This window comes from Nocardia sp. NPDC023733, from assembly GCF_040639775.1.
GTDB lineage: Bacteria > Actinomycetota > Actinomycetes > Mycobacteriales > Mycobacteriaceae > Nocardia > Nocardia rosealba.
The window spans coordinates 39,584-54,965 of the sequence record NZ_JBFAAN010000003.1 but is presented as its reverse complement, the minus strand read 5'-3'; the positions used below and the strand labels follow the sequence as shown (position 1 = coordinate 54,965).

General features: G+C 68.1%; 16 protein-coding genes. 5 read left to right on the top strand and 11 right to left on the bottom strand.

Features of this window, described 5'->3' with window-relative positions; genetic code table 11:
• Positions 1–18: 18 nt before the first annotated feature.
• From AB0F86_RS15710 to AB0F86_RS15695, 4 genes are read right to left on the bottom strand one after another with little or no spacing between them, the layout of a single operon-like run.
• Positions 19–234: a WXG100 family type VII secretion target gene (locus AB0F86_RS15710; RefSeq protein WP_225281213.1), complete on the bottom strand. Its 216-nt coding sequence runs from the start codon at positions 232–234 to the stop codon at positions 19–21.
• A gap of 25 nt (positions 235–259) precedes the next feature.
• A complete protein-coding gene (locus tag AB0F86_RS15705; protein ID WP_356984551.1) occupies positions 260–577 on the bottom strand; it encodes a WXG100 family type VII secretion target in 318 nt (105 codons plus the stop codon).
• A complete protein-coding gene (locus tag AB0F86_RS15700; RefSeq protein WP_356984550.1) occupies positions 577–1,893 on the bottom strand; it encodes a class I SAM-dependent methyltransferase in 1,317 nt (438 codons plus the stop codon). The genes AB0F86_RS15705 and AB0F86_RS15700 overlap by 1 nt, the downstream gene beginning before the upstream one ends.
• A complete protein-coding gene (locus AB0F86_RS15695) occupies positions 1,890–3,323 on the bottom strand; it encodes an FAD-binding oxidoreductase (RefSeq protein ID WP_356984780.1) in 1,434 nt (477 codons plus the stop codon). Before AB0F86_RS15695 ends, AB0F86_RS15700 begins: the two co-directional genes overlap by 4 nt.
• A 215-nt stretch (positions 3,324–3,538) precedes the next feature.
• Between AB0F86_RS15695 and AB0F86_RS15690 the strand changes: the two genes are divergently transcribed.
• Complete coding sequence (locus AB0F86_RS15690; protein ID WP_225281211.1) at positions 3,539–3,973, top strand: SRPBCC family protein; 435 nt, start codon at positions 3,539–3,541, stop codon at positions 3,971–3,973.
• A gap of 1 nt (position 3,974) precedes the next feature.
• Here the strand turns inward: AB0F86_RS15690 and AB0F86_RS15685 are convergent, their stop codons facing one another.
• The 3 genes from AB0F86_RS15685 to AB0F86_RS15675 are packed head-to-tail and all read right to left on the bottom strand — an operon-like array spanning position 3,975 to position 5,742.
• Positions 3,975–4,325 carry a VOC family protein gene (locus AB0F86_RS15685; protein ID WP_356984548.1) on the bottom strand — a complete coding sequence of 117 codons (351 nt, stop codon included), beginning with the start codon at positions 4,323–4,325 and terminating at the stop codon, positions 3,975–3,977.
• On the bottom strand, positions 4,322–5,152 hold the full coding sequence (locus tag AB0F86_RS15680; RefSeq protein ID WP_356984546.1) for a MerR family transcriptional regulator: 831 nt from the start codon (positions 5,150–5,152) through the stop codon (positions 4,322–4,324). Before AB0F86_RS15680 ends, AB0F86_RS15685 begins: the two co-directional genes overlap by 4 nt.
• Before the next feature lie 41 nt (positions 5,153–5,193).
• Complete coding sequence (locus tag AB0F86_RS15675; RefSeq protein ID WP_356984544.1) at positions 5,194–5,742, bottom strand: hypothetical protein; 549 nt, start codon at positions 5,740–5,742, stop codon at positions 5,194–5,196.
• 212 nt (positions 5,743–5,954) lie between these two features.
• On the opposite strand from AB0F86_RS15675, the gene AB0F86_RS15670 reads away from it, so the two are divergent.
• On the top strand, positions 5,955–6,296 hold the full coding sequence (locus tag AB0F86_RS15670) for a YbaB/EbfC family nucleoid-associated protein (RefSeq protein WP_067640418.1): 342 nt from the start codon (positions 5,955–5,957) through the stop codon (positions 6,294–6,296).
• A complete protein-coding gene (gene recR, locus AB0F86_RS15665; RefSeq protein ID WP_067640390.1) occupies positions 6,296–6,904 on the top strand; it encodes a recombination mediator RecR in 609 nt (202 codons plus the stop codon). The genes AB0F86_RS15670 and recR overlap by 1 nt, the downstream gene beginning before the upstream one ends.
• On the opposite strand, the gene AB0F86_RS15660 is transcribed toward recR, so the two are convergent.
• On the bottom strand, positions 6,901–7,536 hold the full coding sequence (locus AB0F86_RS15660) for a hypothetical protein (RefSeq protein WP_356984543.1): 636 nt from the start codon (positions 7,534–7,536) through the stop codon (positions 6,901–6,903). The two genes, recR and AB0F86_RS15660, sit on opposite strands and share 4 nt — an antisense overlap.
• A 126-nt stretch (positions 7,537–7,662) precedes the next feature.
• On the opposite strand from AB0F86_RS15660, the gene AB0F86_RS15655 reads away from it, so the two are divergent.
• Positions 7,663–10,404: a circularly permuted type 2 ATP-grasp protein gene (locus tag AB0F86_RS15655; RefSeq protein WP_356984541.1), complete on the top strand. Its 2,742-nt coding sequence runs from the start codon at positions 7,663–7,665 to the stop codon at positions 10,402–10,404.
• Positions 10,401–11,264: a transglutaminase family protein gene (locus AB0F86_RS15650; RefSeq protein WP_356984540.1), complete on the top strand. Its 864-nt coding sequence runs from the start codon at positions 10,401–10,403 to the stop codon at positions 11,262–11,264. Before AB0F86_RS15655 ends, AB0F86_RS15650 begins: the two co-directional genes overlap by 4 nt.
• Positions 11,265–11,303: 39 nt before the next feature.
• Here the strand turns inward: AB0F86_RS15650 and AB0F86_RS15645 are convergent, their stop codons facing one another.
• The 3 genes from AB0F86_RS15645 to AB0F86_RS15635 all read right to left on the bottom strand — a co-directional run bounded on the left by AB0F86_RS15645 (position 11,304) and on the right by AB0F86_RS15635 (position 15,056).
• Positions 11,304–12,020: a glutamine amidotransferase gene (locus AB0F86_RS15645; protein ID WP_356984539.1), complete on the bottom strand. Its 717-nt coding sequence runs from the start codon at positions 12,018–12,020 to the stop codon at positions 11,304–11,306.
• A 70-nt stretch (positions 12,021–12,090) separates the two neighbouring features.
• Entirely contained in the window at positions 12,091–13,326 is a 1,236-nt protein-coding gene (locus AB0F86_RS15640) for a MurT ligase domain-containing protein (protein ID WP_356984537.1), read from the bottom strand.
• Between the two features lie 68 nt (positions 13,327–13,394).
• Complete coding sequence (locus tag AB0F86_RS15635) at positions 13,395–15,056, bottom strand: FAD-dependent oxidoreductase (RefSeq protein ID WP_356984535.1); 1,662 nt, start codon at positions 15,054–15,056, stop codon at positions 13,395–13,397.
• Positions 15,057–15,382: the final 326 nt, after the last annotated feature.

Sequence of the window (15,382 nt, the reverse complement as noted above, 5' to 3'; positions counted from 1 at the left end):
CAAGTAGTGGGCCGAGGGCTAGGCGGCTGCGGTGCTCATGTCGCGTAACCCGTCCACGAACTCTCTTGCCCCGGTTACCCATTGGGTATGAGCTACCTGGTAGGCGTCAGCGGCTATGCCTTCCCAGGTACTACCTCTGAGGGTGGCCACCTTGTCATCGATGTCATCGAGATGGTCGGAAACATAGCCTGCGAGTCCGGCTATTCGTGCGACGATTTGATCGAGCTGGTCCATGTTTACCGAAAACTCCGACCCCATGTCACACCGCCGGCAGGTCGAGGCTGGACATGTTCAACGTATAGGCGTGGTCGGTGTCTTGCTGTTGGTAGTTCTCGGCGGTGATGCCGAGCTTCTCGGCCATCGTTGTGAGTGCGGCGATGATCGTGGCGCCGCCGTCATGAGTTTCGGTCCAGCCGGTACCGAACTGGGTGGCGAGATCGCCCTTCCACCCGCTGGACAGGAGGGAGTCGACTTCGGTGTTGGCAGATGTGAGGCAGTGCGTAGTGCTTCGGCGATGCCGTACCCCGATCCTGACCGGTACCGACTCGGACTGGTCCGAGTCGGTACCGGTGCGCACTACGGCTGCCACCAGGGACGAAGGGGGACGTCCCACTTTCCGTTCTTGTCCAGTTTCACGCCGAGGACGTGGTGGAGTTGGACGACGTTGCGTTGGAAGCCGAGGCGGCAGCCTGCCATGTAGAGGCCCCAGACCTTTGCGGTGCCCTCGCCTACCTCGTCGACGCAGGCGTCCCAGTTGTCGACCAGGTTCTTGCACCATTCGTGCAGGGTGAGGGCGTAGTGCTCGCGCAGGTTCTCCTCGTGCAGGACTTCGAGGCCGAGGTTCTGGATCTCGGAGATGATGCGGCCCGAGCCGATGAGTTCGCCGTCGGGGAAGACGTAGCGGTCGATGAAATCGCCCGCCTTGGTGGTTCGGGTGTTGTCGGGGCGGGTGATGCAGTGGTTGAGGAACAGGCCGCCGTCGCGGAGTTTGTCCTTGATGAAACCGAAGTAGAAGGGGTAGTTGTGCACCCCGATGTGTTCGGTGAGACCGATCGAGGAGACGGCGTCGAACTCGCCCTCGACGATGTCGCGGTAGTCGCTGTGACGGACTTCGGCCAGGTCGGCGAGGCCTTCCTCGACGATCTTCTGCTGCGCCCACGCCGCCTGCTCGGCCGAGAGCGTGGCACCGATGACGCGCACGCCACGCTTGGCGGCGTAGCGGACCATGCCGCCCCAGCCGCACCCGATGTCGAGCAGCCGGTCGCCTTCCTTCAGGCGCAGCTTGTCGAAGATCAGCCGGTACTTGTTCTCCTGTGCCTGCTCGAGCGTCCAGTCGCGGTCGCCGTACACCGCGCAGGTGTAGGTCATCGACGGGCCCAGCACGTATTCGTAGAACTTGTTGGAGACGTCGTAGTGGTGGTGGATCGCCTCGGCGTCGCGGGTCTTGGAGTGGCGTAAGCCCTCCAGGGCGATACGGCGCCAGCGCGGCAGGGTCTCCTGCGGCGGCGGGGCGATCGGCTTGAGCCGCTCCCAGCCCAGCGAGCGGGCGATGGTCACCAGCGACAAGGCCGACGGACGATGGAACTTCATGTCCTGCATGGCCTTCAAGATGTCGTACGGGTCACCGGGGTGCACCCCCTCGGCCACCATGTCACCTGCGATGTAGGCGCGGGCCATGCCCAGGTCACCGGGGGCGGTGGCCAGGTAGTTGATGCCGCGCGGGTTCTTGATGTCGAGGGTGTAGGGCGAATCGGCGGGCCCGGTCGCGCTGCCGTCGTAGGCCGTCAGCCGGACAGGGATGTCACCGTCGATGAGGCTTTCGAACACCTCCGCGATGCTGAGCCGGGTCCCCAGCTCGGCGAGGATCTCGGATCTGTCCTTGAATGTCGTCACTTGCGTTGCACCGCCTTCGAATACAGATTCAGCAGTCGTTGGTCCGGGTCGTAACGGTTCTTCAGTGCGGTATAGGTCTCGCCGCCGTAGAGCTGCGCGAATTCTGCCTCGTCGTAGTAGGAGTCCGAGTACAGGGACTTGTGGCCGTCGAATTCGGAGACGATCTTCTCGATGGCGCGGTTGGCCGCCCCCTCCGGCTGGCCGGGCACGGTGGGCACCGCCGACCAGAAACCGAAGTTGACGTAGGTGTGGCGCGGTTCGAGGGGGTACAGCGGCCACGGGCGCGCACCGTCGGCGGCGCCGGTCTCGCGCAAACGCAAGGGGCACAGCCAGATCGGTTCGATCGGGATCTCGCGCAGGAACCACTCGGCGAAGTCGGCGGTGCGGTGGACCGGCACCTCGATGTCCTGCACCACCCGCTCCTGCGGCGCGAGTCCCTTGCGGGCCCGGCGCCGGTCGTCGAAGTGGTACTTGCGGTCGAGCGCGACGAGTTTCCAGTAGAAGCTGCTGCGGCGCAACGACTTCGGCCAGAACCGGCGGATCTTCGGGTTCTGGGTGCCGAAGGCGCGCGAGCACCAGAACCAGTCGGTGTCCCAGCGCCACAGGTAGTCGGCGATGGTGAGCCGGTCGGTCTTCACGCCGTCGTCGTGCTGCAGGGAGCGGTAGTAGATGTCCATGCCGGTGTAGTCGCTGACCGGGCCGGGTTCGTCGGTCTGCCTGCCCAGGGTCAGATAGCTCTCGGCGGCACTGAACACGACGCCGTCCAGGTAGTCGACCTGTTCGCCCTGGTAGGAGCGCTCGGTGACGATGCGTTCCAGCTCGGTTTCCAGGGTGCGCAGGTCGTGGAACCGCACGTGCCGCAGCGCGACATAGGGCTTGACAGCTTCGAGCTCGATTTTCAGGCGAACGGAGTAGCCGAGGGTGCCGTAGGAGTTGGGGAAACCGTGGAAGAGGTCGGCGTGCTCGCCGGTCGGCGTCGCGGTGAGGATCTCGCCCGACCCGGTCAGGATGTCCATTTCCAGCACGGATTCGTGCGGAAGACCGTTGCGGAACGAGGTCGACTCGATGCCGAGCCCGGTGACGGCGCCACCGAGGGTGATGGTCTTGAGCTGCGGAACCACCAGCGGGGCGAGCCCGTAGGGGAGGGTGGCCGCCACCAGGTCCTCGTAGGTGGTCATGCCTGCCACGTCGGCGGTTCGGGCCTGCGGGTCGACGGCGATCACCTGCCCCAGCCCCGACACGTCGAGCCCGGGCGCGGTCGTCGCCGCCCTCGCACGGAAAAGGTTCGATGTCTTCTTCGCCAACCGGACGACGGCACCCGGTGGGATGGCGCGATAGCTTGCCAGCAGTCGCTCCACACCCGCGCGGTGCGCGGCGTATCCAGACTCGCGTGCGGCCGGTTCGTGGCCGGCCCTACCCAAAAGACTCACTGCCACTGTGTCGACGCTAGTACGCGCCCGCCCGCGCGGCTACCAGATAGATGCACGCCACGGTGAAATGTCACTCAGCTGTTTCTTCCCGGCCCACCTGACCGGGCAACGCAGTGGGGCGCAAGGCAAGATGTAACCCAGCCCCGCCCATCGTCGGGACCGGTGGGGCCGCGAACTCGAGCGCGCCAGCGCTCCAAAAAACACAGGAGTCAACGGTGGGTCAGGTCAGTGCCAGCAGTTCGATCGTCGTAGCGGCGGATCCGCAGCGCACCCTCGAGGCGATCGGCGACTACGAGACGGTTCGTCCGCGCATCCTCTCCTCGCACTACCGCGACTACAAGGTGATCGAGGGCGGTAAGGGCGCGGGCACCGTGGTGGAGTGGACCCTGCAGGCCACCGAGAAGCGGGTGCGCAATGTGCGCGCGAGCGTGACGGTCGCCGACTCGATCCTCACCGAGCGCGACGCCAACTCCACCATGGTCAACACCTGGACCGTCACGCCCGAGGGCACCGGTTCACGCGTCACCGTGCGCACCACCTGGAAGGGTGCGGGCGGCATCGCGGGCATCTTCGAGGGCATCTTCGCGCCGCTCGGCCTGAAGAAGATCCAGGCCGAGCTGCTGGAGAACCTGAAGCGCGAACTGGCCTGAGTCAGTATTTGCCGATGTCGAAGAGGTTGCCCTCGGGATCGGCAACGGTCACCCACTGCACGCCGTACTGGTCGAAGTCGCCGATGTGCTTGCCGCCCAGGCTGATCGCGCGTTCGAGGGCATCGGCCCACTGCGTCGAGTGGAAGTCCAGGTGCACGGCGTTCTTGCCCGGAGTCCGGTCGGGCACCTGGATGAACATCAGCACCGGCGACATGCCTGCCGACCGGCCGACCTCGGCGAAGAACGGCGAGGCCGCCGGTTCGACGGGCAGGTCGAGCAGCTGGGCGTAGAACTCGGCGAGGGCGGCCGCGTTGTGGCAGTCGACGACGACATTGGCGATGGCGAGGGTCATCGGGTTTCTCCTTCGGTGATGGGCCAGCACACTTCGGTGCGGTATTCGGCCGGGTTGTCGGTGTGCTGCGGTCCCACGAGGTAGCGCTCGCGGATCGGTTCGTCTGGCAGGGCTTCGTCGTGTTCGGCGACATAGCTGCCGAGGGCGCCGTAGGTGCGGTCGAAGTCGTCGAACGCGCCGGTGTGCACGGCCACGGCGTAGCGGCTGGCGGGCATGTCGGTGAGTTCGAGGCCGGGTGGCGGGGTGAGTTTCGTGCCCGTGGGAAGTGGCAGGTAGGCGCTCACCTCGCCCGACTCGTCGGTGAAGAATTCGGTCGAGTAGGTGGCGCCCGCGATTCCGCCCGGTGTCACGCCCGCGGTGAGGACCGTCTGGAAAAGCTGCTCGAAGGCGAGCCCGCACCATTCGCCGATGGCGTCGCGGGCGACCCGATCGGTGCGGGTGAGCGCGGTGCACGCCGGCTCGATCCGGTATTCCACCCGCAGCATCGGCGCGGGCACGGTGAGCAGCGCGCGCAACGAGGTGACCACGTCCCTGGTGCGCTGCAGTTCGGCTTCCATCGCACTCAGGTGTGCGCGCAGAGTCTCGTCACGCGTGGTCGGGTCGGGGGCGGCGAGCACCTCACGGATCCGTGGCAACGGCATGGCCAGATCGCGCAGCCTGCGGATGAGGTGCGCCTGCTCGACCTGGTCGACGGAGTAGCGGCGATACCCGGAACCGGGCGCCACCGCGACCGGCTCGAGCAACTCGATCTCGTGGTAGTAGCGCAGCGTCTTGACGCTCAGAAGCGTGAGGCGGGCGAACTCGCCGATCGTCACGGTGGCTGTCATGCAGACAAGCCAACACCCTCCAGTAGCGGGAAGGTCAACGATCAGGCCGGGGCCAGCACGAATGCCGCGATCAGGCCGCCGCCGCGCCACCAGGAATAGCCGAGCCAGACGCCGGGCGTCACCTCTCGGATCTCGTCGTAGACCGGCGAGGGGTAGTTCAGGGCCCAGGCCGGGGCGGCGTCGAGGATCGAGGGTGCCCGGTAGACGTCGGCCGGGAAGGCCTCGAGTCCGGCACCGGTGACCCGGTTCGTGAGCGTGCCGCCGTCGGGTCCGGTGCGGAACACCTTGCCGATCCACACCGACTGCGCGATGCCGTCCAGCCGTTCCGGACGAACCACCCAGCCGTTCGTGACGCCCATCGGCACCGCGCCCGCGCTCGCGTCGCGGTAGATCTGGTCCTGTTGGCCGACGCTGCAGCGGAACCGCAGCGCGTCGATGGTCGCGGCACGATTGCCGGGGTCGAGCACGCATCCGGCGCCGTAATCGGCGACGGGTGTGGGTGGATCGGCGGCGGCGCCGACCGGGGTGAGAACGAGCAGACTCGCACACAGAGCCGATGTGGTCACCAGACGAGCACGCATGGCATTCATCCGATCTCCTAGGGTTGCTGACCCGTAGCCCGACCTGTCTCGATCCTAGGCCGGGCGCAACGCCGAAGGCCAGGCACCACCCTCCGAGCACCCCGACTAGGCTGGTACGTGGACAAGGCCCGAGCCCCCACCCGATGCACCATCCGGTCGTCGGCCGCGGCTCACGGGGCCGAAAACCCGCGGCGCCAGCCGCCAACAACACAGGAGCCTTCGTGCAACCCGGTGATGGTCAGTTCGACATGCAAGCGCTGCTTGCCCAGGCCCAGCAGATGCAGCAGGCCGTGATGCAGGCCCAGGCCGAGCTCGCCGAATCGGAGGTGCAGGGTCAGGCCGGTGGCGGTCTCGTGCAGGCGACTATCAAAGTGAGCGGCGAGATCACCGCGCTCACCATCGACCCCAAGGTCGTGGACCCGTCCGATGTCGACGGTCTGCAGGATCTGGTGATCGGCGCGATCAACGACGCGATGGCCAACGCGCAGCAGTTGGCCGCCGAACGGCTCGGCCCGCTGTCGCAGGGCCTCGGCGGTTCGATGCCCGGACTGCCTGATTTCTGATGTATGAGGGGCCGGTACAGGATCTGATCGACGAGCTGGGCAAGCTGCCCGGTGTCGGTCCGAAAAGCGCGCAGCGCATCGCTTTTCATCTGCTGCAGGTGGAGCCGCCGGAGATCGACCGGTTGCAGGCCGTGCTGCAGAAGGTGCGCGACGGCGTGCAGTTCTGCGTGTCGTGCGGCACCGTCGCCGATGGTGAGCTGTGCCGGATCTGCGCCGACCCCCGCCGCGACCGCACCATGATCTGTGTGGTCGAGGAACCCAAGGATGTGCAGGCGATCGAGCGCACCCGCGAGTTCCGTGGTCGCTACCACGTGCTCGGTGGTGCGCTCGATCCGCTCAGCGGCGTCGGGCCCGACCAGTTGCGGATCCGGGAGCTGTTGACCCGCATCGGCAATCAGGACGACGGTGTCGACGTGAGCGAGGTCATCATCGCGACCGACCCGAACACCGAGGGCGAGGCGACCGCCACCTACCTGGTGCGCATGCTGCGCGATTTCCCCGGACTAACGGTGACCCGGCTGGCGTCGGGTCTGCCGATGGGTGGCGACCTGGAGTTCGCCGACGAGCTGACGCTCGGTCGCGCGCTGTCGGGTCGACGGGCGCTCTAGAGCTCGACCCGGGCCCAGTCCGCTTCGTCGGCAACGGGTTTGCCGTTGGTCCAGTCCCAGATGATGCGGGCGACCTCGGCATCGTCGCCGAGTTTCGTCCCGAAGTGCCGGTCGGCCGAGCCGTCCCGGTATTCGAGGGTGTAGGTGCCGTCGGGGTCGCGGTAGGTCTGGATGTAGCTCTGTTCGCCGCGTTCGACGATCAGGTACGGGTTCGGCGCGGCCAGGTCCGCTACCCAGCGGTGGGCCAATTCCTCGGTGAGGTAAGGGAATTCGCCCGCGCCGCCGTGGGTGACCGCGATCGGGATGTGCCCGTCGGGGTCGATCAGCCACGACAGCTGCGGGTCGTAGACGGCGTAGCCGCGCGGGGTGGCCAGCTCGAACAGCAGATTGCGGACGAAGCCGATCGCGTCGTACGGCGACGGGACGAACAGGGTGTCGCCGGTCGGGCCGCTGACGGGACTGCTGAGGAAGCCGTCCTCCTCGGGCAGCGCGCTGTCGCGGGCGTTGAGTTCGGCCGCGATCTCGGCGATGGCGTCGGTCTCGGGCAGACCTTCCTGCGCGGTCAGATAGGCGTCGACCTCGTCGAGGGAGGAGGCCGCGCCCGACGGCAGAAGGATGTGGTCGTAGCTCACCTGGTCAACCCTACGTAGGTGCTCGGACAGAACTCACCGAGGGCGGGAACACTCCGCGCGGGGCGGCGGCGGGGGAGAATCGGGGCCGATGTGCGTGGTGTCGACCGGCGACGATACGGAGGGCCCGTGACCGAGCTCGATGAGGCGCGACTCGCGCCGGGCGTGCGGGCGCAGGTGGCCGAGCAGTTCGCCCGGTACCGGTCCGCGAGCCGGGCCGACGCGCCGTTCGACGAATGCGGCGGACCGACCCACGGCTACTACGACGAACTGGTCGACGGCCAGGACCGGGTTCGCCCGATGTGGGCCGAACTGTCGGCGGCCTTCGCCGAGCACGGTGTGGCCGGATTGGCCGATATCGATCACCGGGTGCGCAGGCGGATCGAGGATGACGGCGTCACCTACACCGGCCCCGACGGTAGTGCTCGACCGTGGCGGCTCGATCCCATCCCGCTGCTGGTCTCCGCCGACGACTGGACTCGCCTGGAAGCGGGTCTCGTGCAGCGTTCCCGCGTGCTCGACGAGGTGCTCACCGATGTGTACGGGCCGCGCAGGCTGCTCACCTCCGGTGTACTGCCGCCGCAGGTGGTTTTCGGCAGCGCCGGGTATGTGCGCGCCGCGCACGGCATCACCGTGCCCGGCACGCATCAGCTGTTCCTGCACGGCTGCGACATCAGCCGGTTCGGTGACGGTGACTTCCGGGTGCTCGCCGACTGGGCGCAGGCGCCGTCGGGGGCGGGGTACGCGCTGGCCGACCGCCGCGTTGTCGCCTCGGCGATTCCGGAGTCGTTCGAACACGCCGGGCCGCGTCCGCTGAGTCCGTTCGCACGGGCGATGCGGTTGATGCTCGCCGAGGCGGCCCCCGAATCGGCCGACGGCGCGGAACCCGTTGTGGTCGTGCTGAGTCCGGGCGCGCAGTCCGAAACCGCCTTCGATCAGGCCTATCTGGCGCAGACCCTCGGTTTCCCCCTGGTGGAGAGCGCGGATCTGGTCGTGCGCGACGGTGCGCTGTGGATGCGGTCGCTCGGCAGTCTCGAACGGGTCGATGTGGTGTTGCGACGCGTCGACGCGGAGTTCGCCGATCCGCTCGACCTGCGTCCCGATTCGCGGCTCGGGGTGGTGGGGTTGGTCGAGGTGTTGCGGCGCGGAGCGGTGACGGTGGTCAACACCCTCGGTAGCGGGTTGCTCGAATCACCCGCGTTGAGCGTCTGCCTGCCACGGATCGCGCGCACGGTACTCGGTGAGGAGCTGCTGCTCGACGGTGTGCAGTCGTACTGGGGCGAGGTGGAAACTGAACGCGCCCATCTGGTTTCACATGTCGGTGAACTGGTGATTCGTTCGGCCGTCGACGGGACGACCATCTTCGGGCCGAATCTCGCCGCCGCCGAACGCGCGGAACTCGCGGCACGGATCGAGGCCGAGACGTGGCGGTGGGTGGGTCAGGAACCCGCCGAATTCTCCGTCGCGCCGTCGGTGCAGGAGCGGTCGGGGCTGGCGCCCGCCCCGGTGGGGATGCGGTTGTTCTCGCTGGCGCGGCGCGGTGGGTACACGGCGATGGCCGGTGGTCTCGGTCAGCAGTGGTTGCGGCGCGAACCGGGGCACGTCGCGATCAAGGTGGCGGCCAAGGATGTCTGGGTGCGGGCGGCCCCGGCTGCCGCACCCGCCGCCGCCGATCTCCCGCACGAGGACCGCACGCGCCGCTCTGCGCCGGTGGTGGAGGCGGTGAGTTCCCCGCGCGTCCTCAACGACCTGTTCTGGATGGGTCGCTACGGCGAACGAGCCGAATCGGTGGTCCGGCTGCTCGCCGCGACCCACGATGTCTACCAGGACTATCGCTACCGCCCGTGGATGGAAGGCGGTGCGGCCCTGCCGGTTCTGCTCCGGGCATTGGCAACGACAACGGGCACCGACCACCCCGTGCTCGCGGAGGTAGACGGGTCCGCCGAGCCATCGGCTGAGGCGTCCGCCGATGGTGCGGACTCGCGGGAGGCGGCGGCCGGTGAGAACTCGGAGGCCGGGGCAGCTGCCGATGGAGTCGGTGTGCGCTTGCCGGATGCGGGTGGGCGCGTGGTCGGCGCGTCGGCGGAGGGGTTCGGGTATCTGGCGGCATTGACCGGGGACCGGCAGTGGGCGGGATCGTTGGCGTATGCGATCGAGCACTACGGGGCGGCGGCCAGGGCTGTGCGCGACCAGGTTTCGGGGGATACCTGGATGATTCTCGGTGCCGTGGATCGGGCGCTGGCCGAGTTCCGCGGCGCGGAGGGCGAGACGGCGATGTCGGCGGTGCATTCGTCGACGCTCGCGGGTCTGCTCGCGCTGTCGGGGATCGGGGCGGAATCCCTTGTGCGCGACACGGGTTGGCAGGTGATGGAGATCGGCAAGCGGATCGAGCGTGGTCTCGGGCTGGTGTCGCTGCTCGAATCGACTCTCGCGCGGGAACATTCATCGGAAGCGGAGCAGGTGCTATTCGACGCGGTGCTCGCCGCCACGGAGTCGGCGGTGATGTACCGGCGCAGGCATCGCGGGGCACCGCAGATCGCCGCGCTGGCGGGACTGCTGCTGTTCGACGCGGCCAACCCCCGCTCGCTGGTGTACCAACTCGACCGGCTCGAAGCCGGGTTCCAGGCGCTGCCGGGCAGTTCCGGGACGTCTCGGTCACAACGACTGCTCGCCGACGCGCAACGCATGGTGCGCCGGGTGGATCCAGCCGATCTCGAGCAGGCCGACGACGGTGTGCGCACCGAGCTGGTGGAACTCCTGGAAGGGGTGCACCTGCGGTTGCGCAAGCTGTCCGAATCCTTCGAGACAACCAAACTCACTGTCCCGCAGGGTTTCCAACCGTTGTGGGGCATCACGAGGACTGTCGGATGAGCACCTACCGCGTGCTGCACCGCACCACCTACGCCTACTCCGGTGAGGTGAGCAGCTCCTACGGACGCGCCTACCTCACGCCGCGCGAGTTTCCCGGCCAGCGGTTGCTCGCCCACGACATCCACATCGATCCCGGCCCATCGGACCGATCGGCAGGCCCTGACGTCTACGGCAACGCGACCACGTATTTCCATGTGACACAGGAACACCGCCAGCTCGTGGTGACCGCCGAATCGCTCGTCGAAGTCGATCAACCCCCGCCGCCGGACGCCGATCTCCCCTGGGAACAGGCCCGTCCGACCGCGAACACCGGCCCCCTCGCCGTCGAATTCACCCTCGACCTGACCCCACCCGAAATCACGCCCGACGTCAAAGCCTATGCCGCGCAGAGCTTCACCCCGGGCCGCCCACTCCTGGACGCGATTACCGAACTCAACGCCCGCATCCACCACGACTTCCACTACCGCACCGGCTCGACAACGGTGAGTACCAGCGTCGCCGACGTCTTCTCCGCCCGCGAAGGCGTCTGCCAGGACTTCGCCCGCCTCGCCGCCGCCTGCCTACGCTCTCACGGCCTGGCCGCCCGCTACGTCTCGGGCTACCTGGCCACCGAGCCACCCCCCGGCCGCGAACGCATGATCGGCGCCGACGCCACCCACGCCTGGACCGCCGTCTGGCTCCCCACCCCCACCACCTGGCTGCCCTTCGACCCCACCAACAACCAACTCCCCGACGACCGCTACACCACCCTCGCCTGGGGCCGCGACTACCAAGACGTGGCCCCCCTCCGCGGAATCATCTACACCGAAGCCGCCACCTCGACCATCGACGTCTCCGTAGACGTCGCCCCGGTCGGCTGACGGTAGTGCAGTACGAGGTGTCCGCGCTGCGGTGTTGATTCAGGCGCGGAGGCGTTCGCGGCGGAGGCGGTCAACTACCGGGAGGTCGAGGGGGGTGAGGTCGGTGGGGGAGATGCCGAGGGCTCGGGCGATGAGGTAGTCGGCGAGTTCGGGGTTGCGGGCCAGGGCGGGGCCGTGCAGGTAGGTGCCGAGGACCGAGCCCTGGACGACGCCTTCGGTGCTGTCGCCGACGCCGTTGCCGACACCGCGGGTGACGCGGGCGAGGGGTTTCGCGTCGGGGCCGAGAGTTGTTCCGCCGCGATGGTTTTCGAATCCGGTGAGCGGAGCGGAGAGGCCGTCGAGCAGAGGCGTGGTTGTCACCTCGCCGATGGCGCGGGTGTCCTGAGGTGAGGTGGTGACGTCGAAAAGGCTCACGCCGTCGACCTTTTCGCCCGCCGACGTCTCGTACCAGTTGCCGAGCACCTGAATGGCGGCGCAAATGGCGAGTACGGGAGCACCTTTGGCGGCTGCCTGCTGCAGGCCGGGGTAGCGCTGGAGGTGACGGGTCGCCAGGCGCTGGGCGGAATCCTCCGCACCACCGAGGGTGTAGATGTCGAACGAATCGGGGACCGGGTCGGCGAGGGTGATCTCCACGATCTCGGCGTCGTACCCGCGCATCCGCAACCGCTGACGCAGTACGAGCGCGTTGCCGCCGTCGCCGTAGGTACCCATCACATCGGGCAGCACCAGCCCGATACGCACAGTGGACTCGCTCATGCTGTTTCCTCTCGGCATGCTCGGGCGCCCTGCGTGGTTACGCAAGCTGCCTCCTCCGGGCGCTGACCGATCATGCCCTGGCCTCCAGATCACGATTCAGATCGCGGAACGCGGTGTAGTTGGCCAGCACCTCGACATGCCCGGCGGGGCACGACGCGATGGCGCGCACCGGATCGGGCACCAGCGTGTGCTCCACACCGGCATAGGTCAGGCGGACGGCCAGGTCGGTGGCCCGCTCACCGGCGGCGACCACCTGCACCCCTTCGAAGTGCTCGAACCGCACATCCCACAGCCACGACAGATCCTCGCCGTCGGGCACCTGCCCGTTCACGGCGATCACCAGCCCGGCCGAGGACGGCTCGATCATCGACAGCGCCTCCTGCCAGCCCGCCGGGTTCTTGGCGAGCAGCAGCCGCGCGTCGTGTTCGCCGACGGTGACGGTGCGGTAGCGGCCGGCGATCTCACGCACGGTGCCGGTGGCATCGGTGGCCTTGGTCGCGTCGGCGCCGAGCGCGACGGCAGCGGCAACGGCCTGGGCCGCGTTGCCGCGGTTGGCCCGGCCGGGCAGGGCCAGGTGCAGGGGCGCACGGAAACCGTCGGGACCGCACAGCTGTTCGCCGTCGAGCCACCAATCCGGTTGCGGGCGATGGAAATCGGTGCCGGTGGAACGCCAGTTCTCACCCTCCCAGACGATGGGTTCACCGCTGCGCGGGCAACTGGTCGCGTCGACGGCCCAGCCGCTGCCCGCGGCGACCCACACCACATTGGGATGGTCGTAGGCGATCGACGCGACGAGCACGTCGTCGCAGTTGGCGATCACCACGGCATCGGGATGACGTTGCAGCCCGGCGCGCAGTTTGCGTTCGATCATGTTGATCTCGCCGACCCGGTCCAGCTGGTCGCGGCTGAGGTTCAGCAGCACGACGGCGGCGGGGTCGAGCGCGTCGCACACGTGCGGCAGATGCAACTCGTCGACCTCGATCGCGGCGAGCGCCACCCCGGGGTGCTGGCTGAGCGCCGCGACGATGCCGGCGTCCATATTGGCGCCGTCGGCCTGGGTGGCGACCTGACCGAGGCTGCCGAGCGCGGCGGTCGTCATCCTGGTTGTCGTCGATTTGCCGTTGGTGCCGGTGATGAGCACCGTCCGGCGGTCGCGACCCAGCTGAGTCATGATCGTCGGATCGATTTTCAGCGCGATCAGGCCGCCGATCATCGAACCCTTGCCGCGGCCCGCCTTCTGCGAAGCCCACGACGCTGCCGCCGCCGCTCGCAAGGCCAGGCGCCCACGCACCGAGATGTCTGCCACGACGCGAGTCTATGTGCGCGGTGTTACGGCTGACTTTCGGGAGCGGTGTGAGCTGCGTCCAGTCGCGTTCACAGGGGCACGTCGAACAGGTTGGGCAGGCCCTTGGCGTAGCGGTCGGCGTCGATCACGCGCAGCGGTTCGAGGCCGGGGGTGCGGCGCAGGTGGAACACCTCGCAGCGCGGCGCCGCCGAACCGGCCACGTCGAGCAGGGCGTTCACCGCCGCGCGGGCGGACTCGTTGGCGCCCTCCATCGTCGCCAGGTCCACATCGGTGCGGACGTAATCGCCTGCGAGGAACAGATTTTCGATGGGACCGTGCGGTTCGGGGCGGTGGTCCCAGGAGCCGGCGGTGTTGATGAGCAGCGGGTCGGCATTGGCATTGCGGCCGCCCTGCCAGGAGATTCCCGGGTCGAGGAACCACGAATGCACCTCGGCGGGGCGCAACAGCTGTTCGCGATCGTTGAGGTGTTCGCTCAGCTGCGCGCACACCTCGCGGAAGATCTCCTCGTGCGTGCACTCGGTGGCCGGTTTGCCGTAGAGGGTGCCGGGGGTGTGCCAATCGGAGATGTCGACCGACAGGCAGTCGGCCACCGAACCGTCGCCGAAGGTGGGCAGCTTGCGTGTCCACAACTGGTTCTGGCTGATCGAGGTGAGCGACCACGGCGAATCCACGTACGCCGCGTGACCACGCGAAATGCGCAGCGGCGCGCGGAAATAGATCTGTATGCCGTTCATCCAGTCGACGTGCAGCCGGTCCATCGCCGCGTACTGCGGCGCCAGCTCCAGCACCTCGGCCGACCACAGGGTCCGTGCGTGTTCGACGGGCAGCGCGACAACGAAGTAGTCGGCATCGACCTCGCCGACCCCCGCCACCCGCGCCGCGGCGATGCGCCGATCGCGCACGACGAGCTCTTCCACTCGCGCGTTCAGCTCGAAACGCACACCCAGCTCGCGCAGATGCGCCACCCACGGGTCGATCCAGGCGGTATTGGTCGCATTGTTGAGCACCCGGTCGAGCCCGCCGTCGTTGCCGATGCCCAACGGGTTGCCGAGGAACTGCTCACCCATGCTGCCGATGGTTCTCGTGCTGGCCAGGTCTTCCTTGGCGGCCACCATGATGCTGGTGAGCGTGCGGGCCACGATGGCGCGGAACTCGCGCGAGCGCGTGTGCCCCTGCACGAAATCACGCCACGAGGTGTGCTCCCACTGCCCGAATCGGCGGGCCTGGCAGCTGCTGTTGAACACCAGCAGCCGGTTGGCGAAATAGGCGGCCTCGTCGGCGGGCATTTTCGAGGTGGTGGTGATCGTCGCGGTGAGCGTTTCGCGGACCGCGTCGGCGGTGGTCACGGGCAGGCCAGTGCCGGGTAGGGCGAGCGAGATGTCGTCGCCGCCGCGCCGGGAGAACCGCGCCTCGGGCACGGCGATCAGGTTGTTCCACACTCCATCGGCATTGCCGCGCACCGGGATTCGGCGCATCGTGTCGGGCAGGTTCCGGTAGAAGCCGGGGAAGAAACGGAAGCCGTGCTCACCGGGCAGGTCGGGGCGGCCGTCGCGCCCGGTGCCGGGAACAGCGATGCTGCGCGCCTTGCCGCCGAGTGCCCGTGCCTCGTAGACCGTCACCTCGAAACCGCGCTCGGCGAGTTCGTGCGCCGCCGTCAACCCGGCTACACCGCCGCCGAGCACCGCGACACGGCGTCCGGGTGGAGCGGCCTTCGCGGGCACTCCTGTCACGGCCCCCGCCGCTACCACCCCCGCTGCGACCGTGCCGTGCAGGAAATTCCTGCGCGATACGGGCCACCGCTGTTCCGCCATACGCTGTTCAGCTGCCTTGCTCGAGTATTGCCTGCTATTTGCCACCACTCTAGAGCGCGGCGAAGACCTGGCTATATCGACCTGTGCGCAGTTCGCCGAGCTCGAAACCGACCGGTCACATGCTAGCGACCACCGGCCGGTCGCGGCGGCGATTCGGCAATCGGGTCCGGCCGTTCACCGGCGAACCGGGTGGGTGGCGGATGTGCGACAATGCCGCAGTGCGTGGGAATTGGTGGGGGCGCCGG